Annotated in this window: 16 protein-coding genes and 1 tRNA gene; 5 read left to right on the forward strand and 12 right to left on the reverse strand. The window is 74.0% G+C overall.

Annotated elements, in window-relative coordinates:
- Window positions 1-29: 29 nt before the first annotated feature.
- Window positions 30-1,937 carry a putative bifunctional diguanylate cyclase/phosphodiesterase gene (locus tag BUB17_RS00875; RefSeq protein ID WP_072911739.1) on the reverse strand — a complete coding sequence of 636 codons (1,908 nt, stop codon included), beginning with the start codon at window positions 1,935-1,937 and terminating at the stop codon, window positions 30-32.
- 216 nt (window positions 1,938-2,153) lie between these two features.
- Between BUB17_RS00875 and BUB17_RS00880 the strand changes: the two genes are divergently transcribed.
- Window positions 2,154-3,191 carry an LLM class flavin-dependent oxidoreductase gene (locus BUB17_RS00880; protein WP_072911743.1) on the forward strand — a complete coding sequence of 346 codons (1,038 nt, stop codon included), beginning with the start codon at window positions 2,154-2,156 and terminating at the stop codon, window positions 3,189-3,191.
- 364 nt (window positions 3,192-3,555) lie between these two features.
- Here BUB17_RS00880 and BUB17_RS00885 read toward each other — a convergent pair whose 3' ends face one another.
- From BUB17_RS00885 to BUB17_RS00900, 4 genes are all read right to left on the reverse strand, one after another.
- A complete protein-coding gene (locus BUB17_RS00885) occupies window positions 3,556-4,593 on the reverse strand; it encodes a hemolysin family protein (protein ID WP_072911746.1) in 1,038 nt (345 codons plus the stop codon).
- Window positions 4,590-6,020, reverse strand: a complete 1,431-nt coding sequence (locus BUB17_RS00890; protein WP_072911748.1) for a hemolysin family protein — start codon at window positions 6,018-6,020, stop codon at window positions 4,590-4,592. Before BUB17_RS00890 ends, BUB17_RS00885 begins: the two co-directional genes overlap by 4 nt.
- Before the next feature lie 403 nt (window positions 6,021-6,423).
- A tRNA-Arg gene (locus BUB17_RS00895) sits at window positions 6,424-6,496 on the reverse strand.
- A 90-nt stretch (window positions 6,497-6,586) separates the two neighbouring features.
- On the reverse strand, window positions 6,587-6,949 hold the full coding sequence (locus tag BUB17_RS00900; protein WP_072911751.1) for a cupin domain-containing protein: 363 nt from the start codon (window positions 6,947-6,949) through the stop codon (window positions 6,587-6,589).
- Window positions 6,950-7,113: 164 nt separating this feature from the next.
- Between BUB17_RS00900 and BUB17_RS27570 the strand changes: the two genes are divergently transcribed.
- From BUB17_RS27570 to BUB17_RS00920, 4 genes are all read left to right on the forward strand, one after another.
- Entirely contained in the window at window positions 7,114-9,129 is a 2,016-nt protein-coding gene (locus BUB17_RS27570; protein WP_072911753.1) for an ATP-binding protein, read from the forward strand.
- A 636-nt stretch (window positions 9,130-9,765) separates the two neighbouring features.
- Window positions 9,766-10,263 (forward strand): single-stranded DNA-binding protein, encoded by a 498-nt coding sequence (locus BUB17_RS00910; protein ID WP_072911756.1) that lies wholly within the window; start codon window positions 9,766-9,768, stop codon window positions 10,261-10,263.
- Between the two features lie 102 nt (window positions 10,264-10,365).
- Window positions 10,366-12,036 carry an energy-dependent translational throttle protein EttA gene (gene ettA / locus BUB17_RS00915; protein ID WP_072911758.1) on the forward strand — a complete coding sequence of 557 codons (1,671 nt, stop codon included), beginning with the start codon at window positions 10,366-10,368 and terminating at the stop codon, window positions 12,034-12,036.
- A gap of 165 nt (window positions 12,037-12,201) precedes the next feature.
- Complete coding sequence (locus tag BUB17_RS00920; protein WP_072912533.1) at window positions 12,202-12,618, forward strand: acyl-CoA thioesterase; 417 nt, start codon at window positions 12,202-12,204, stop codon at window positions 12,616-12,618.
- 10 nt (window positions 12,619-12,628) lie between these two features.
- Here the strand turns inward: BUB17_RS00920 and BUB17_RS00925 are convergent, their stop codons facing one another.
- The 7 genes from BUB17_RS00925 to BUB17_RS00955 form a co-directional block, all read right to left on the reverse strand.
- On the reverse strand, window positions 12,629-13,378 hold the full coding sequence (locus BUB17_RS00925; RefSeq protein ID WP_072911761.1) for an oxygen-binding di-iron domain-containing protein: 750 nt from the start codon (window positions 13,376-13,378) through the stop codon (window positions 12,629-12,631).
- Window positions 13,379-13,468: 90 nt separating this feature from the next.
- The gene (locus tag BUB17_RS00930; RefSeq protein WP_072911763.1) at window positions 13,469-13,909 is read right to left on the reverse strand and encodes a YccF domain-containing protein; all 441 of its coding nucleotides are present in this window, start codon (window positions 13,907-13,909) and stop codon (window positions 13,469-13,471) included.
- An 88-nt stretch (window positions 13,910-13,997) separates the two neighbouring features.
- Window positions 13,998-14,534, reverse strand: a complete 537-nt coding sequence (locus BUB17_RS00935) for an MOSC domain-containing protein (protein ID WP_072911767.1) — start codon at window positions 14,532-14,534, stop codon at window positions 13,998-14,000.
- Entirely contained in the window at window positions 14,534-15,160 is a 627-nt protein-coding gene (locus BUB17_RS00940) for an energy-coupling factor transporter transmembrane component T family protein (protein ID WP_083605938.1), read from the reverse strand. Before BUB17_RS00940 ends, BUB17_RS00935 begins: the two co-directional genes overlap by 1 nt.
- Window positions 15,160-15,891 (reverse strand): energy-coupling factor ABC transporter ATP-binding protein, encoded by a 732-nt coding sequence (locus tag BUB17_RS00945; RefSeq protein ID WP_072912536.1) that lies wholly within the window; start codon window positions 15,889-15,891, stop codon window positions 15,160-15,162. The genes BUB17_RS00940 and BUB17_RS00945 overlap by 1 nt, the downstream gene beginning before the upstream one ends.
- A gap of 18 nt (window positions 15,892-15,909) precedes the next feature.
- Window positions 15,910-16,476 carry a biotin transporter BioY gene (locus tag BUB17_RS00950; protein WP_072912542.1) on the reverse strand — a complete coding sequence of 189 codons (567 nt, stop codon included), beginning with the start codon at window positions 16,474-16,476 and terminating at the stop codon, window positions 15,910-15,912.
- A gap of 89 nt (window positions 16,477-16,565) precedes the next feature.
- Complete coding sequence (locus BUB17_RS00955; RefSeq protein WP_072911769.1) at window positions 16,566-18,158, reverse strand: glycoside hydrolase family 13 protein; 1,593 nt, start codon at window positions 18,156-18,158, stop codon at window positions 16,566-16,568.
- Between the last annotated feature and the right edge of the window lie 75 nt (window positions 18,159-18,233).

Below are 18,233 nucleotides of genomic sequence, written 5' to 3' on the forward strand. Positions count from 1 at the left end.
CGGGAGGGCCGGAGTCGGCTCTGGCCCTCCTACTCCGTGTCGAGCCGGCGGTCCTCGGTGGGCAGGCCGTCGGCGATCAGCTCGTCGACGGTCATGGTCCGGGTCGCCGGCGGCACCGGCGGAGGAACGGGTGGCAGCCCGGAGGTGACCACGGCCTCGCCGTCCAGCACGTCCTGCACGGTCACCTCGCCCGGCGGCAGGGTGCCGGTCAGGTCGACGTCCCCGGTGCTCGGGATGGTGGCGGGCAGCGGCGCCGGCCGGCCGAAGGCGTAGCCCTGGGCCATCTCGCAGCCGTGCTCGCGCAGCCAGTCGGCCTGGTCGAGGTCCTCGATGCCCTCGGCGATGACCTGCAGGCCCATGCCCAGGCCCAGCTGGACCAGGCCCTGCACGAGCGCCGCCGTCGAGGGCTCGGTGACCACGTCGGCGACGAACGAGCGGTCGATCTTCACCGTGTGGATGGGCAGCCGGTGCAGTGCGGTGATCGCCGAGTAGCCGGTGCCGAAGTCGTCGAGGGCGAGGGTGACGCCCGCGTCGGTCACCTCGGACACCGCGTGCAGGGTCGCGTCGGCGGCGAACAGCGCGGTCGACTCGGTGATCTCCAGCTCCAGTCGCTCCGGGGGCAGGCCGGACTCGACCAGCGCGTCGGTGACCAGCTCGGCGAAGCCGGGCTCGGCGAGGTGCCGGGCGGAGATGTTGACGTGCACCCGCAGTCCGGCCGGCCAGCCGGCCGCGTCGAAGCAGGCCTGGCGGAGCACCCACTCGCCGAGCCGGGAGGTGAGCCGGTTGTCCTCCGCGGCGGCGAGGAAGGCCCCCGGCGGCAGCAGCCCGCGGGTGGGGTGCTGCCAGCGGATGAGCGCCTCGTAGCCCAGCAGCGTCTCGTCGTGCAGCGACACGATCGGCTGGTAGAAGAGCCGCAGCTCGTCGGACTCCAGGGCGTTGCGCAGGTCGGCCTCCAGCTGCAGCTGGTCGACCTCGCTGTCGGACAGCCCGCCGTCGTGCACCTCGATGCGGGCGCGGCTGCCGTCGGCCTTGGCGCGGGTGAGCGCGGCGTGCGCCTGGCGCAGCAGGTCGTCGGGGGCGACGTCGGACCCGAGGGTCAGGCCCACGCTGGCCGACAGCACGATCTCGCGCTTGCCGATGAGGAACGGGTCGTCGAGCACGCCGAGCAGCCGGTCGGCCATGGTGCGCAGTCCGTCGAGGTCCTCGACGTCCTCGGCGAGGATGAGGAACTCGTCGCCGCCCAGCCGGACGGCGGTGTCCTCGACGCGCGTGCTGCGGCGCAGCCGGTCGGCGACCTGGATGAGCAGCTGGTCGCCGGCCTCGTTGCCGAGGACGTCGTTGACCGCCTGGAACCGGTCGAGGTTGAGGTGCACCAGCCCGACCTGCAGTCCGCGGCGGCGGGACAGCGCGAGGGCGTGGTTGAGCCGGTCGTTGAGGGCCCGCCGGTTGGGCAGGCCGGTCAACGGGTCGGTGAAGGCCCGCCGGACCAGGTCCTCCTCCGCGCGGCGGCGGCCGGTCACGTCGACCAGCGAGAGGACGACGAACTGCGGCGTCCCGGTGCTGGTGTGGATGACCTCGTGCGACTGGGTGGCCCACAGCTCGCCGCCGTCGGCGCGGCGCAGCCGCCGTTCGCCGTCCACCCGGAGCCACGGGTCCAGCGGGCCGTCGGCGCGGTCGGGCACCGGGGCCTCGTCGGGGTGGGCGAGCAGGTCGACGTGCCGGCCGACCATGTCCTCGGGCGTGCGGCCGGTCATCGTGCACAGCGCGTCGTTGACGACGAGCAGGTGGCCGTCGAGGTCGACGAGGGCCTTGGGGATCGGCGCGGCGACGAACAGGGCGCGGAAGAGCTGTCCGCGGTCGGCCAGCAGGGTGTCGATCGCGCGGAGCCTCGAGCCGGCGGCGGCACCGGCGGTCACGTCGGGGGCGCTCAGGTTCACCCGGACAGCCTGCGGGACCGGACCCGTCGAGCCCGGTAACCCGTGTACGGAGAGTCGTGGTCGATTCGTCACAGATCGTGACATTTCGCGTACGGTGAGCCAGGGGAGGTGGGTGGGGCCGCTGAGGTCGACATCCCGGGTGGCGCCGAACGCCTGCGGGAACACGCGTGGGGCTCCCGGTGCTCGACGACAGCAGAGCGACGAGAGGTGAGGGTGATGGAGAAGCGGATCGGGTTCCTGTCCTTCGGGCACTGGCAGCCGATCCCGGGCTCGCAGGTGCGGACCGGGCGGGACGCGCTCGTGCAGAGCGTGGAGCTGGCCGTCGCGGCCGAGGAGGTCGGGCTCGACGGCGCCTACGTGCGGGTGCACCACTTCGCCCGGCAGTTGGCCTCGCCGTTCCCGCTGCTGGCCGCCATGGCCGCCCGGACCCGCCGGATCGAGGTGGGCACCGGCGTCATCGACATGCGCTACGAGAACCCGCTGTACATGGCCGAGGAGGCGGCGGCGACCGACCTGCTCGGCGACGGGCGGCTGCAGCTCGGGGTGAGCCGGGGGTCGCCCGAGACGGCGCTGCGCGGCTCGGAGGCCTTCGGGTACGTCCCGCCGGAGGGCTCGACGGACGCCGACCTCGCCCGGCAGAAGACGGCGCTGTTCCTGGCCGCCATCCAGGGGAAGCGCCTGGTGGACGCCGATCCGCGGATGACCGGCGGCATGCCGGGCGAGCTCGCGGTCCAGCCGCAGTCGCCAGGCCTGGCCGAGCGCATCTGGTGGGGAGCCGGCACCCGGGCGACGGGGGAGTGGGCCGCCCGCCAGGGACTGAACCTGATGAGCTCCACGCTGCTCAGCGAGGACACCGGTGTGCCCTTCGACGAGCTGCAGGCCGACCAGATCGCCCGCTACCGCGCCGCCTGGACCGGGGCCGGCTGGGAGCGGACGCCGCGGGTGTCGGTGAGCCGCAGCGTGCTGCCGATCACCAGCGACGTCGACCGGCAGTACTTCGGCGAGCGCTCGGGCGAGGACCAGGTCGGCCTGCTCGAGGGCGTGCGCGCCCGCTTCGGCAAGGGCTACGTCGGCGAGCCCGACCGGCTCGCCGAGGAGCTGGCCAAGGACGCCGCCGTCCGCGAGGCCGACACCCTGCTGCTCACCGTGCCCAACATGCTCGGCGTCGAGTACAACGCCCGGCTGCTGGAGACGATCGCCCGCCACGTCGCCCCGTCGATCGGCTGGGTGCCGCCGGAGCAGCGCGGCCGCTGACCTGCCCGCCCCGCGACCGGTCGGTCCGGCGGTGAGCGTCCCGCCTACGTGAAGACGTCCTCGACCTCTCGCCGGCCTGCTCGAGGTTGCTGGTGGCCCGCTCAGCCCTGCCCTCGGCCTCCGGGCCGGGGTTGCCGGTGGCGCGACCGGCGACCTCCTCGCCTTTGCCGGACAGCTCGTCGGTCTTGCCGCTGATCGTGTCCTCGGTGTTCATGCCGGCGCTGCCATCCGGCGGCTCCAGCCGGCATGCCGGACCCGGCTCCGGACACCCCGGCTCGGTGCGTCGCGGCCCGGACGCCGCGCGGAACGGGGGTGTGGCCGGGCTCGGGTGAGATCCCGGCCACACCCCCGTTCAGGCCGCTGTTCAGGCCGCCGGGTCGGCCGGCGCGGTCGCCGGCTTCGGGAACAGCCGGCGCAGCACGTCCGAGAGCGTGATGACGCCGATGACCGCGCCGGCGTCGGTGACGACGGCGAGGTGGTTGCGCGTCTCGCGCATCGCCTTGAGCGCGGCGTGCACGCTGGTGTCGGCCGCGAGCGCGAACACCGGCCGAGCGAACGCCGCCGCCGCCGCCGACCCGGGTGCGGTGAGGGTGTCGCGGACGTGCACCACGCCGGTGATCTCCTCGCCGTCGGACGCGCCCAGCAGGATCCGCAGGTGCCCCGAGGCCCGGGTGAGCTCCCGGACCTCGCCGACCGTCGCACCCGAGCGCACGCCGGTCGGCTGGGAGGCCGGCCCGACCAGCTCCCGGACGGTGAGGCGCTCGAGCTCGAGGGCGCCGGAGATCTGCGCCGAGAAGCTCGCGTCCAGGGCGCCGACGTTGGCCGAGTGCTCCACCAGGTGGCGCAGCGTGTCGGGGCTGTGGCCGACGGCGAGCTCGTCGAGGGGCTGGACGCCGACCCTGCGGACGAGGCGGTTGGCTGCGGCGTTCAGGACCCGCAGCAGCGGCCGGAACACCGCCATGAACACCCGCATCGGTGCTGCGAGCAGCGTGGCCGAGCGCTCCGGATGGGCGATCGCCCACGACTTCGGCGCCATCTCGCCGACCACCAGGTGGATGAACGTCACGACCAGCAGCGCGAGGACGAAGCCGGCGACGTCGGCGGCGACCAGCGGCAGGCCCCAGGTCTCGAACAGCGGGGTGAGCCAGTGGTGCACCGCCGGTTTGCTGATGGCCCCCAGGGCCAGGGTGGCCGCGGTGATGCCCAGCTGCGAGCCGGCCAGCAGCAGCGTGAGCTCCGAGGAGTTGCGCAACGCGGCCCGGGCCGAACGGCTGGTGGGCGCCGCCTCCTCCAGCCGGTGCCGCTTGGCGGCCAGCGCGGCGAACTCCACCGCGACGAAGAACGCGGACAGGGCGACGATGGCCACGGTCGCGGCGATGACCACCCACGGGTCGTCGCTCATCGGGGGTCCTCCTCGGCGGTGGCGGCCGCGCGGCCGGCCCTGCCGGTGTCGGGGGCTGTGGCGTCGGTCCGCATGCGGTCGGGGAGCTCCAGTCGCACCCGGGAGGGCACGTGACGCTCGACGGCGAGCACCGCGACGTGCAGGTGCCGCGGGGCGGGGTCGTCGGCGTGCACCAGGTCGCCCGGATCCGGTGGCAGCTCGACGGTCAGGCGGGTGCCGGCTTCGGGCAGGGTGCCGGCAGCGGCGATGACCAGGCCGGCGATCGTCTCGTAGTGCCCGCGCGGCAGGTCGACACCCAGGGCGCGTTCGACCTCGTCGACGTGCACGTCGCCGGGCATCTCCCACACGCCGTCGCCCTGGACGGGGACGTACTCGGGGTCGACATCGGCGTCGTGCTCGTCGGTGATCTCGCCGACCAGTTCCTCGGCGAGGTCCTCCAGCGTGATGACGCCGGCGAATCCGCCGTACTCGTCGATGACGCAGGCCATCTGGTTGTGGGTGTCGGCGAGCCGGCGCAGTGCGTCCGGCAGTGGGGTGAACGGGGTCACGGCCAGGCACTCGCGAGCGATGGCGGTCACCGGTGCGGTGTCCGGTTCCTGCGTGGTCAGCAGGTCGGCCAGGTGCACCGCGCCGACCACGTCGCCGGTCCCGGCTTCCAGCACCGGATAGCGGGAGTGGCCGTGGCTCATGAGCGCCCGCAGGTGGCCGAGGGTGTCGGTGTTCTCGACGGTGCCGACCCGCGGGCGGGGGATCATCGCGTGCCCGACGTCGCGGTGGGGGAAGTCGAGGATCCGGTCGACCATCATCGACAGCTCCGCGGGCAGGTCGCCGCTCTCCCGGGACTCCTCGACGATGTGCTCGAGGTCGCGGGCGGTGGCGGCGTGCTCGACGTCGTGGACCGGCTCCATCCTCAGCGCGCGCAGCAGCAGGTTGGACGCCTGGTCGAACACCCAGATCAGCCAGCCGAACACCTTCAGGTAGACGGTGGTGGAGGCGGCCAGCCAGCGGGCGACCGGCTCCGGGCGGGCGATGGCGAGGTTCTTGGGGAACAGCTCGCCGAAGAGCATCTGCACGACCGTGGAGAACAGCAGCGCCAGCACCGCGCCGATGCCGACGCCGACCGCGGTGGGGATGCCGACGCCACCGAGCAGCGCGCCCAGGGACTCACCGATCAGCGGCTCGGCGACGTAGCCGACCAGCAGGCCGGTCACGGTGATGCCCAGCTGCGCGCCCGACAGCATGAAGGAGGTGCGGCGGGTGACGCCCAGGGCGCGCTGGGCCGCGGCGTCACCGGCGCCGGCGCGCGCGGCCAGGGTGGCCCGGTCGACCGCCATGTAGGCGAACTCCTGGGCCACGAAGTACCCGGTGACCGCGGTGATCGCCAGGACGACCAGCACACCGAGCAGCAGTGTGAGCACTTCGGTCACCGGCCGCGCACCCCCTCACCGAGCTGGAGGTGCGCGGCCTGGGGACTGTGATACGGGCTCATGGCTCTCTTCGAGGGAGGTGGTCGGGGCGGGCAGAAGGCCCCCCTGGTCAACGAAGCGACGACGGTTGGCGTTCCGTGACCGGCCCCACCCGGTCACCCAACGCCGCGACCCCGAGCCCCCGCGGCGCGAGCAGCCACTGCGGGCAGCTGAGGTCCCGGGTGCTGGTGCGGAGGACCGAGACCTGCCCCGGTCGGGCGATCGCCGCCGCAGGCGCCCACCACTGCGCCGGATCCGATGGAGGGCACTACCGGTACCCGTTCCGGGTTCGGCGGGCCCTCCATCATGTGATCGGTGACCGGCGACCGGCCGGCTGCTCGACCGACGACCGGCACGGGGTGGGCGCGCCCGGCAGGGATCGAACCTGCGACCAAGTGCTTAGAAGGCACCTGCTCTATCCGCTGAGCTACGGGCGCTCGCGCTCCGATCATCGCACCGCTGTGGTGACCCGCCGGAGCGGGCCGCGCGCGGGGCGGTCCTGGATCGCACCGCCCCGCGCTCCCGGCTCAGCCGAGCTTGGCCCGCGCGTGCTCGTTGAACTGCCGCATGGCCGCGACCGGGCCCACCTCGAAGAAGGCGGTGTCGTCGTCCATCCGGGCGGTGTGCCCGGCCGGCCAGTAGAACGCCTCGCCGGCGTGGGTGACCGACTCGGTCTTGTCGGCCGCCGTGACCCGCACGGCCCCTTCGAGCACGATGCCCCAGTGGGGGCTGGGGCAACGATCCCCCGGCAGTCCCTCGAGGAGCGGGCCCATGTCGGTGCCGGCGGGCACGCGCGCGAAGCGGACGGCCATGTCACCCCACTCGGCGTACCGGGTGACCAGCGTTCCTTGCTCGACCTCGATCGGGAGGTCGTCGAGTGCGCCGTTCATCGTGGTTGCCTCTCTCTTGGTGTCAGCACCGGCCGTCGGACCGGTCACCTGAAGAGGCGGGACAAGACGTGTCCCGGCGGGGACAACGCCGCTCCCGCACCCGCGCGGACGGTCCTAGGGTCGGCCCTCCGAGGCTCCGGACACCGGCGGAGGGAGCGAGGACCGTGCACGGACTCGACCGCGCGGCACCCCCGACCGACCCCGGCGCGGCGCTGGCCGCAGGCCACTTCACCGACGCCCTGGACCTCCTGCGCGAGGCCCGGGCCCGCCGCCCGCTGTCCCTGGCGGAGCTCGACCAGTTGGCGCAGGCCGCCTACGGGGCCGGTGAACCCGAGGCGGCGATCACCGCCTGGGAGGAGGTCTGCGCCCGCGCTGCAGCCGAGGGTGACCACCCGGCCGCGGCCGCCGCCGCGGCGACCGTCGCGGTGTACCTGATGATGGACACCGGGCTCATGGCTCCCGTCCGTGGATGGCTGGCGCGCGCCGAGCGCCATCTCGGGGACACCGGTGAATCGCCCACCCACGCCCTCGTCGCGATGACCCGCACCTACGAGCGGTTCATGACCGGGGACATGGACGCAGCCCGGCGTTCCGCACAGCGGGCGGTCGAGCTGGGTGCGCGGCACGGTCCACCCGTCGCGGCCGCCCTGGGGCGGGTGGCGACCGCGCGGCTGGTGATCCTCGACGGGGACGTCGACCGGGGCCTCGAACTGCTCGACGAGGCGGCGGTGAGCGTGGTCTCCGGGGAACTCGATGCCCTCGCGACCGGGATGGTCTACTGCGAGCTGATCTGCGCCATGCAGGGCCTGGCCCAGTACGACCGCGCCGAGCAGTGGACCGAGGCCATGGAGCACTGGCGCGCCGGGACCGCCTTCGGCGGCATCAACGGTCGTTGCCGCGTCCACCGCGCCGAGATCCTCCGGCTCCGCGGGTCGTGCGCCGAGGCCGAGGACGAGGCCCTCGGTGCCTGCCGGGAGCTGCGCCGGTGGATGCGCCGCGAGTACGGCTGGCCGCTGACGGAGCTCGGTGTCATCCGGCTCCGCCGCGGCGACCTCCCCGGTGCCGAGGAGGCGCTGCTCTCCGCCGCCGAGCACGGGTGGGAGCCGCAACCCGGCCTCGCCCTGCTGCGGTTGGCGCAGGGCGACGCCGGTACGGCCGCCGAGATGCTGGGTGAGGCGCTCGACCACCCGTGTTCCGTCCCGTCCAAGGAGTGGCCGCCCGCCGGCGCGCTCCGGCGGGCGCCCCTGCTCGCCGCTCAGGTCGAGGTCACCGTGACGACCGGGGACCTGCGGTGCGCCCGGACGGCCGCCGCCGAGCTCTCCTCCATAGCCGTGACCTTCCGCAGTCGTGCTCTGGAGGCGAGCGCCGCGCTGGCCCGAGGTCGGGTCGCTCTCGCCGAGGGGGATGCCGCCGCTGCCGTCGCCGCCTGCGAGCAGGCCCTAGCCGGATGGGACGACGTGGGTGCGCCGTACGAGACCGCGTTCGTGCTCGAGGTGCTGGCGCGGGCGCACCGGGCCCTTGACCGGCCGGCCCTCGCCGAGCGGGAGGAGGCCGCCGCGCGGGCCGCGCTGGATCGCATCGGTGCGGCGCCGCCCCGACTGCGGCCGCTCCCGGAGCCGCACGCCGTCGATGCGGAGACCGGTGTCTTCCGCCTCGACGGCGACACGCGCACGCTCGCCTTCGCCGGTCGCACCGTGCTCCTGCAGGACCTCAAGGGGATGCGGTACCTGGCCCGGCTGCTGACCGCGCCCGACCGGGAGCTGCACGCGCTCGACCTGCTCGCCGCCGAGCTGGGTGCCGTCCCCGACACCGGGGACCTCGGGCCGGTGGTCGACGCGCAGGCGCGGGCCGCCTACCGGCGGCGGCTCGCCGAGATCGACGAGGACATCGAGGAGGCGCGGGACCTCGGCGACGAGGGTCGGGCCGAGCGGGCACAGGCCGATCGCGACTACCTCGTCCACGAGCTGTCGCGCGCCCTCGGGCTGGGCTGGCGGGTGCGGTCGGCAGCTTCGGCCGCCGAGCGGGCCCGCACCAGCGTCGGTCGGGCCGTCCGCTACGCGCTCGCCCGCATCGCCCAGCACCATCCACCGCTCGCCGACCACCTGGGCCGCACCGTGCGGCTGGGCACGTACTGCTCCTACGTGCCCGACCCGAGGCTCCCGGTCCGCTGGCGGGTCTGACCCACGCCGAGCCGCGACGCCACCGGGGGAGTTGCCGTGGTGAACCAGGTCGGGCCACCCGGCGGATGGGTCGACGGCCGCGCTTCCGAGTCCTGCATCGGGCGCTGGAGTCGCCCGGTCGCCCACCGCTTCGTCGGCTGGTCCGGGCTCCCGGCCGGGCGGCGCCGGCACCGGCGTGCTCTCCGCGGACGTGCTGGCGGCGGCCCCGCCGCAGTGGGTGGCTCGAGGCGGTCGAGGCGCGAGACGTCGTCGTCCCACGGTCTTCGCCGACCTCGACGACCCCTGGCGCCCTCTCCTCGGCGCCACGGGTCCGGTCCGCGGCTACGGCACCTCCCTCGACGAGCGGTCCCGGGACCGGCTGCGGCTGGCGCTGGGGGCACGCCTGTCGAGCGCCGCTGACGGGCGGCCGCCCTTGAGCACCCACGCCGGGGCGGTGCGGGGACGGCGTCCCTGAGTCGGTCGCTCGGGTCGGAGCCCCGGGTCCGACATCCCCAGGCGGGCCGTCCACAGGGGGTCGGACAGTCCACAGATGGCCGTCCGCGGCTCCGCGCCGGTCTACGGCGGCCGAGGGTCCTCGGTGCACCGGCACCGCGCCGGTGCCCGCCGGATCAGGCGGGCAGCCCCCTGAGGAGCACCGTGAACGACACGCACGTCACCGTCGTCGGCAACGTCGTCGACTCACCCCGCCGCGTCAGCCTGGAGAGCGGCACGGTCACCAACTTCCGCCTGGCCTCCACCGCGCGCCGCTTCGATCCCCGGTCCCAGGAGTTCGTCGACGCCGGAACCTTCTGGGTCGACGTCGAGTGCTGGAACGAGCTGTCCGGCAACGTCTCCGGCAGCGTCAGCAAGGGCGATCCGGTCATCGTCCAGGGTGCCTTGACCACGCACAGCTGGGAGGGCGAGAACGGGAAGCGCAGCACGCCGCGGATCCGGGCCGCCGCCGTCGGCCACAACCTGGCGCGCGGCGCCGGGGTGTTCAGGCGAAGCCGCCCGGCCCGCCCGGCGGAGCCGGTGCCGGCCCCGGCGGACCCGGGGAACGGGGAGTTGGTGCGCGGTCGGGACTACGAGGACGGTCCCGAGGCGTTGCACTCCGTGGACACCGCCGACCTCGCCACGGAGCCCGCGCACAGCTGAGCGCCCCGGCTGGGAGGATCGGAGGGGAGAACGGACGGGGGCGGGCCGGCAGTCGGCCGGCCCGCCCGCCACTCGCGAACCGACGGAAGGCCTCGAAGCCCAGTGGCTCAGTACATCTACACGATGGTGCGTGCGCGCAAGGCGCACGGCGACAAGGTGATCCTGGACGACGTCACCCTGTCGTTCCTGCCCGGCGCCAAGATCGGCGTCGTCGGCCCGAACGGCGCCGGGAAGTCGACCGTCCTCCAGATCATGGCCGGCATGCAGCAGCCCTCCAACGGCGACGTCATGCTGGCGCCGGGCGCCTCGGTGGGCATCCTGCTGCAGGAGCCGCCGCTGAACGAGGAGCTCGACGTCCGCGGCAACGTGGAGGAGGCCGTCAAGCCGCTCCGCGACGCGCTGACCCGCTTCGAGGAGGTCAGTGCGGCGATGGGTGAGCCCGACGCCGACTTCGACTCGCTGCTGGCCGAGCAGGGCGAGCTCATGGAGGTCATCGAGAACGCCGACGGCTGGGAGCTCGACGCCCGCATCGAGCAGGCCATGGACGCGCTGCGCTGCCCGCCCGGCGATGCCGACGTCACGGTGCTGTCCGGTGGTGAGCGCCGTCGCGTGGCGCTGTGCAAGCTGCTGCTCGAGGCGCCGGACCTGCTGCTGCTCGACGAGCCCACCAACCACCTCGACGCGGAGAGCGTCGCCTGGCTGGAGCAGCACCTGGAGAAGTACGCCGGCACCGTCGTGGCCGTCACCCACGACCGGTATTTCCTCGACAACGTCGCCCAGTGGATCCTCGAGCTCGACCGCGGCCGGGCCTACCCCTACGAGGGCAACTACTCGACCTACCTGGAGACCAAGGCCGCCCGGCTCAAGGTCGAGGGCGCCAAGGACGCCAAGCGGCAGAAGCGGCTGGCCGAGGAGCTCGAGTGGGTGCGGTCGGGCGCCAAGGCCCGCCAGGCCAAGAGCAAGGCCCGCCTGCAGCGCTACGAGGAGATGGCCGCCGAGGCCGAGAAGTACCGCAAGCTGGACTTCGAGGAGATCCAGATCCCGCCGGGCCCGCGGCTGGGCAACGTGGTTGTCGAGACCAGCGACCTCACCAAGGGCTTCGGCGACCGCGTGCTGATCGACGACCTGTCCTTCACGCTGCCCCGCAACGGCATCGTCGGGGTCGTCGGCCCCAACGGTGCCGGCAAGACCACGCTGTTCAAGATGCTGGTCGGCGAGGAGAAGCCGGACGACGGCGAGATCAAGGTCGGTGACACGGTCAAGGTCTCCTACGTCGAGCAGAGCCGGGCCGGCATCGACCCCAAGAAGACGCTGTGGCACGTCGTCTCCGACGGCCTCGACCACATCAAGGTCGGCAACGTCGAGATGCCTTCGCGGGCCTACGTCGCCGCGTTCGGGTTCAAGGGCCCGGACCAGCAGAAGCCGGCCGGCGTGCTGTCCGGCGGTGAGCGCAACCGCCTCAACCTCGCCCTGACCCTCAAGCAGGGCGGCAACCTGCTGCTGCTCGACGAGCCGACCAACGACCTGGACGTCGAGACGCTGAGCAGCCTGGAGAACGCGCTGCTGGAGTTCCCCGGCTGCGCCGTCGTGGTCAGCCACGACCGCTGGTTCCTCGACCGCGTGGCGACGCACATCCTCGCCTACGAGGGCGAGTCCACGTGGTTCTGGTTCGAGGGCAACTTCGCCGACTACGAGAAGAACAAGGTCGAGCGGCTCGGCCCGGAGGCGGCCCGGCCGCACCGTGCCACCTACCGGAAGCTCGCCCGCGACTGAGGGAGGACCCCGCTGCCCCCACCCCTCGCACGCTCGGGTCGGGGCCCTGCAGCGGGGCCGTTCCAGCACGCCGCCGACGGCCGGACGGAGCGTTCGCTCCGGCCGGCCGTCGTGGTGGGCGGGGTGTCCCGGGGTCGGCCGGATGGATGCGGCAGGGTGTCGGTCGTGAGGCACACCGTGCAGGTCCCCATGCGCTGGTCGGACATGGACGCCTACGGCCACGTCAACAACGTCGTCTTCCTGACGTACTTCGAGATGGCCCGCGTCGACTTGTTCTTCGACCGGGCCTCGCTGGAGGAGCAGACCGGCCTGCGGCGGGGGACCGTCGTCGCGGCCCACGACGTCCGGTACAAGCTGCCGGTGGTCTACTCCCGCGACCTCCTCGACGTGCAGATCTGGGTCTCCGGCATCCGGGCCGCCGCCTTCACCTGCCACTACGAGCTCTTCGACCACGGACGGCAGGCGGTCACCGGCAGCACTCTGCTGGTGCCGTTCGACTTCGGCATCGACCGCCCCCGCCGGCTCACCCCGGCGGAGAAGGCGTTCCTCGCCCGCTACGCCGACGAGCAGCCCGCGGACTGAGCCAGATCCCTCACGCGCCGCCGGGAGCGACCGGACCGTGGAGGCGTGCCCCCTCGGTGGCCAGCCGCTGGTCGTACGCGTCGCCGAGGTCGGCCAGGGCCTGCGAGCAGTCCCCGGTGAACGCAGGGCCGTGCATCAACCCGAGGGTCGCCGGCCGCAGGTCGGCCAGCGCCCGGATGGTCGGCCCCGTCGCCGGTGTCAGGCAGGTCGCCCGGAACAGGTCCTCCGCCTGCAGCGCCGGGCCGGTGATCTCCTGCTCGGTGATGGCCGGGCCCGCGCCCACGGCGGTGAACAGATCACCGCACAGGAGCGTGCCCGTCGTCTCTTCGTACACCAGCCCGGCGTCCCAGCCGTGCGGGACGTGCGGCGTCTCGATGCGCCGGATCCTACGCCCGCCCAGGTCGAGCACCTCGCCGTCCTGGAGCGGGCGGGGCGGCCGGTCAGCCAGGTCGGCGACGGAGACCGCGCACCCGAGGGCGCCGTGCGCCACCTCGGCCCGCGGTGCAGCCGCCAGCCACAGGTTCATGGCGCCGCACTCGTCCGCCTCCACGTGGCCGAACGTGATCCAGCGCAGCTCTGGCACAGGGACGATGCGCGCGACCGCCGCTGACACCACGGGGAACAACGCCCGGGGGCCGCTGTGGAACAGCAGGGGCTCGTCAGCGGCGACGAGGAACTGGTTGAAGACGATGTCCGCATCGCTGACGTAGGTCGACAGCCGGTAGACGTCCGGAGCGATCTCGGTGACCTGAGTCTCCATGGAGGACTCCTCGAGGACGATGTGAGGCCGGACAGTGTCCTCCTGCGCGAGCCGACCGGACCACAGCCACGCGTCCCGCCGTCCTCACTGTCAGCGGACCGGCGCGCCGTGCACCACGCCGCTGCCGGCGTGCACCCAGTCCCGCGGCGGCGCGGTCTCCACGACCCGCTTGCCCAGCGGGAACAGACCCACCGCGGCCAGCTTGAACGAGGCGATGCCGAACGGGATGCCGATGATCGTCAGGCAGAAGCCGATGCCCGCGACGACGTGGATCAGCGCCAGCCACCACCCGGCCACGAGGAACCACACGAGGTTGCCCACGGCCGAGGCCACCCCGGCGTCGGGAGCGCGCACCGTCGTCCGGCCGAAGGGCCAGACGACGAAGCCGGCCAGGCGGAAGGCGGCGATCCCGAAGGGGATGGTGACGACCAGCAGGCAGGCGATCAGCCCGGCCAGGGCGTAGGCGAGGGCGAGCAGCCAGCCCTGCAGGACCAGCCACACCAGGTTCAGCAACGTGCGAAGAGCGTCCACACCCGACTCACGGCCGGCAGCGGCCGCCGGTTCCCCCGACGGGCGGGTTCACAGCGGTTCGCCAGGGGATCCTCAGGGACTCCCGGGGTCAGCCGCCGACGATCCGCGGCACCGGGCGGTCAGCACCGGCGGGCGCACCCCGCCGCGCCGCCTCCTCCTCGGACACCGGCCGCACGACCGCGCCCTCCGCGATCAGGGCCGAGGCGAAGACCGCCGCGTTGATGCCGCCGCGGTGCACCATCGCCTTCACCAGCCGGGCGCCGGTCAGCCGCTCCAGGTGCGTGCACGGCGGACAGCGCTTGACCCCGAACAGCAGCGCCTCGCCGACGGCGAACCAGCGGCCCACCAGCGACGGCAGGTCGACGCCGGCAGTCACCAGGTTCCGGCGGGTGTCGCCCGGGGTCAGCGGCACGCCGGCGTCCGCGGCGACGGCGGCGACGTCCGCGGCGTCGATCAGCGTCAGCTGCTTCTCCAGGTCGGGGTACTGCGCCCACGTCCCGCCGCCCAGCGCGTAGCGGTCGCCCTGCAGCCCGCGCCCGGCCAGCAGCCGCGCCGAGGGCACCCGCCGCATCGGCGCGGCCGCCTCGGACGTCAGCCAGATCCCGGTCAGCACGCCGCCGTCCATCACGCCCTCCTCGGCCGGCGCGCCGGCACGTCGTCCGCGCCCCGCGCGTCCAGCGCCTCGCCGAGCGTGGCCGCCAGCTGCAGGACCTGGATCAGCAGCGGCACCAGCAGCCCCAGCCGCATCCCCGACGCCCCCCGGGCCGCCTGCGCCTCGCGGATCCGCGCGGCCCGCTCGGCCACCACCGGGATGAACCGCAGCGTCATCGCGACCATCAGGCCCACCCGTGCTGGCCGCACGCCGACCACCTCGAGCGGCCGCAGCAGCCACTCCACGACGGCCACCAGCGCGGTCACCCGGGTGGTCGCGGTGACCACGGCCGCGGCCAGCACCAGGGTGAGCAGTCGCAGCACCGCCACCGCCCCGGTCAGCGGGTCGGTGAGCAGCAGGTGGAAGACGAACAGGCCGGTCAGCAGCAGCCACACCGGCCGCACCTGCGCCCACAGGACCCCGGCCGGCAGCCGGGCCACCAGCAGCCCGGCGGCCAGCACGCCGATCAGCGCCGCGACGACCACCTCGATGCGGGCAACGGCGAACAGCCCGGTTCCGAGGGCCGCGAGCGCCGCCAGCTTCAACCCGGCCCGCGCGCGGTGCACGAGGCTGGTGCCCGGTCGGTACAGCGACAGCATCAGCCGCACCGGGCCACGTACCAGGGCACCGTCTCGGCCGGCGTCCCGTCGGCGGCCACCCGGCCGTCCTCGAAGACCAGCACCCGGTCGAACGCGGCGAGCAGATCGAGGTGGTGGGTGACCACGACGACGTCCTGCTCGAGCCCGTCGACGACCCGCGCGACCCGGCGGGTGTTGCCCAGGTCCAGCAGCGTCGTCGGCTCGTCGAAGACCACCCGCTGCGGCTCCATGACGAGCACGCCGGCGATCGCCAGCAGCTGCTTCTGCCCGCCGGACAGCAGGTGGGCGGGGTGGTCGCGGTGTCCGTCGAGCCCGTACTGGACCAGCACCTCGTCGACCCGCCGGGCGATCTCGTCGGCCGGCACGCCCTGGTTGGTCAGCCCGAACGCCACGTCCTCGGCGACCGTGGGGTGCACGATCTGCGCGTCGGGGTCCTGGAACACGAAGCCGACCCGCCGGCGGACCTCGCGGACCTGCGTGCGGGTGTCCAGCCCGTCGACCAGCACGGTGCCGGCGGTGGGCACCACCAGCCCGTTGAGCAGCCGGGCGAACGTGCTCTTGCCCGACCCGTTGGCCCCGATGACCCCGATCCGCGCCTCGGTCAGCGTCAGCGAGACGCCGGCCAGCACGGTGCGCTCGCCGTAGGCGTGGGTGACGTCGCGCAGTTCGACGGCGGTCCGGGGCAGAGGTGGCGCGGCTGCTGCCGTGGCGCCGCGCCGTCCCCACCGCATGGCAGCGACCACCCGGTCTCAGCCCGCGGTCGCGCGCCGGCTGGGCAGCTCGATCACCGGGTAGGCGCGACGCACCGCCACGGCGACCACCGAGGCCGCCACGGCCTTGACGACGTCCCCGGGGATGAACGCCAGCGAGCCGATGGCCGAGGCCGACAGCGGGATGTCGGCGTAGAGGCTGGTGAACGGGATGCCGATCGCGTAGATCACCGCGATGCCGCCGACCAGGTTGGCGACCAGCGCCCAGGCGAGGTTGTACCGCCGCCAGAACCGCTCGGTCAGCCAGCCGACGACGAACGCGGCGATCGGCCAGCTGTAGAGGTAGCCGGCCGTCGGTCCGACGAAGACGCCCAGGCCGCCGGCACCGCTGGCCAGCAGGGGTGCCCCCATCGCCACGACGGCCAGGAAGAGCAGCAGCGCCAGCCCGCCGCGCCTGGCGCCGAGCACCGAGCCGGCCAGCATCACGCCGAGCGTCTGGGCGGTGATGGGCACCGGGATGCCCGGCACCGGGACCGGCGGGATCTGGCCGAGCACGGCGACGATGGCCGCGAAGAGCGCGACGTAGGCGAGGTCCCTGGTCTTCACGGCGATCTCCTCCCGGGGTGCGCGGAACACACCACGCAGCTCCCGGCGGAAGGTACCCGAGGACCGGCGCGTTGCCGCCGCCCGCCCGCTCAGGCGCGGAGCCACACCGCCGTGTCCGCCGGGACGCTCCCGCCGCTGACGTCGGCGCTGGCCAGCAGGACCTCGCCCTCGGGCAGCGCGACGTCGCCGCCCGAGACGTTGAGCAGGCAGACCAGCCCGCCCGGGCGACGGAACGCCAGACACCCCTCCGGCGCGGGCAGCCACGCCAGCGAGTCGCCGGCGAAGGCGGGCGAGGTCCGCCGCAGCGCGAGCGCCGCTCGGTACAGCGACAGCACCGAACGGGGGTCGCCGGCCTGTGCCTCGGCGGTCAGCGCTCCCCAGCCCTCCGGCATCGGCAGCCAGGTCCCGGTGCGCGAGGAGAAGCCGTAGGACGGGGTCGTGCCCGACCACGGCACCGGGATGCGGCAGGCGTCGCGCCCGCGCTCGGTGCGTCCGGACCGCTCCCAGATCGGGTCCTGCAGCACCTCGTCGGGCAGGTCGACGTCCGGCATGCCGAGCTCGTCGCCGTTGTAGAGGTAGGCCGCCCCGGGCAGCGCCAGCTGCAGCAGCGCCGCGGCCCGGGCCCGCCGGGTGCCCTGCGCGCCGCCGCCGTAGCGGGTGACGTGCCGCGGGCGGTCGTGGTTGGACAGCACCCAGCAGGCCGGCGCCGGCGTGCCGGCCACGGTGGCCAGCGAGTGGACGACGGCGTCGCGCAGCTCGTCGACGTCCCAGTCGGCGGTCAGCAGCTTGAAGTTGAAGGCCAGCTGCAGCTCGTCGGGACGCAGGTACTGCGCCAACCGGTCGTCGTCGGAGACCCAGACCTCGCCGACGGCCATGGCCCCGGGGTACCGGTCGAGGACGGCGCGGACCCGCCGGTGCACGTCGTGCACCCCGTCGTCGTCGAACCGGTGGTCGCCGGGGCCGTGGTCGTCGAGCAGGCCGGTGTCCTCCATCGGCTCCATGTCCGGCAGGCCCGCCGGCTTGGCCATGCCGTGCGCGACGTCGATGCGGAAGCCGTCGACCCCGCGGTCGAGCCAGAACCGCATCGTGGTCTCGAGGTCGGCGAGCACCTCGGGGTCGGTGAAGTCCAGGTCGGGCTGCTCCGGCGCGAAGACGTGCAGGTACCACTGCCCGTCGTCGACCCGGGTCCAGGCCGGCCCGCCGAAGACCGAGGGCCAGTTGTTGGGCGGCTCGGCGCCGTCGGGGCCGCGGCCGTTCCGGAACAGGTAACGGGCCCGCTCCGGCGATCCGGGGCCGGCGTCCAGTGCGGCCTGGAACCAGGCGTGCCGGTCGGAGGTGTGGTTGGGCACCAGGTCGACGGTCACCCGGATGCCGAGCGCGTGCGCCTCGGCCAGGAGCGCGTCGAACTCGGCGAGGTCGCCGAAGACCGGCTCGACGTCGCGCGGGTCGGCGACGTCGTAGCCGTGGTCGGCCATGGGCGAGGGGTAGAAGGGCGTGATCCACAGCGCGTCGATGCCGAGCGCGGCCAGGTGCGGCAGGCGGGCGCGGATGCCGGCCAGATCGCCGACGCCGTCACCGTTCCCGTCGGCGAAGCTGCGGATGTAGACCTGGTAGAAGACCGCGTCGCGCCACCAGTCGACGTCGGCGCGGCGGGCGGCGGGCAGGGTCGTGTCCGGGCTCACCGGTCTCCTCGAGATGTCGACGGCCCCTCGCAGGAACCCGCCTCCAGTGTGCGATCGGCGGGGGCCGCGGGTCCG

It is taken from the genome of Geodermatophilus obscurus (assembly GCF_900143215.1).
GTDB lineage: Bacteria > Actinomycetota > Actinomycetes > Mycobacteriales > Geodermatophilaceae > Geodermatophilus > Geodermatophilus obscurus_A.

Coding starts and splice junctions, on each gene's coding strand:
- BUB17_RS00880 (WP_072911743.1), top strand. CDS start 2,154: ATGGAGAAGCGGATCGGGTTCCTGTCCTTCGGGCACTGGCAGCCGATC.
- BUB17_RS00885 (WP_072911746.1), bottom strand. CDS start 4,593: ATGAGCGACGACCCGTGGGTGGTCATCGCCGCGACCGTGGCCATCGTC.
- BUB17_RS00900 (WP_072911751.1), bottom strand. CDS start 6,949: ATGAACGGCGCACTCGACGACCTCCCGATCGAGGTCGAGCAAGGAACG.
- BUB17_RS00925 (WP_072911761.1), bottom strand. CDS start 13,378: ATGGAGACTCAGGTCACCGAGATCGCTCCGGACGTCTACCGGCTGTCG.
- BUB17_RS00935 (WP_072911767.1), bottom strand. CDS start 14,534: ATGGACGGCGGCGTGCTGACCGGGATCTGGCTGACGTCCGAGGCGGCC.
- BUB17_RS00940 (WP_083605938.1), bottom strand. CDS start 15,160: ATGCTGTCGCTGTACCGACCGGGCACCAGCCTCGTGCACCGCGCGCGG.
- BUB17_RS00945 (WP_072912536.1), bottom strand. CDS start 15,891: ATGCGGTGGGGACGGCGCGGCGCCACGGCAGCAGCCGCGCCACCTCTG.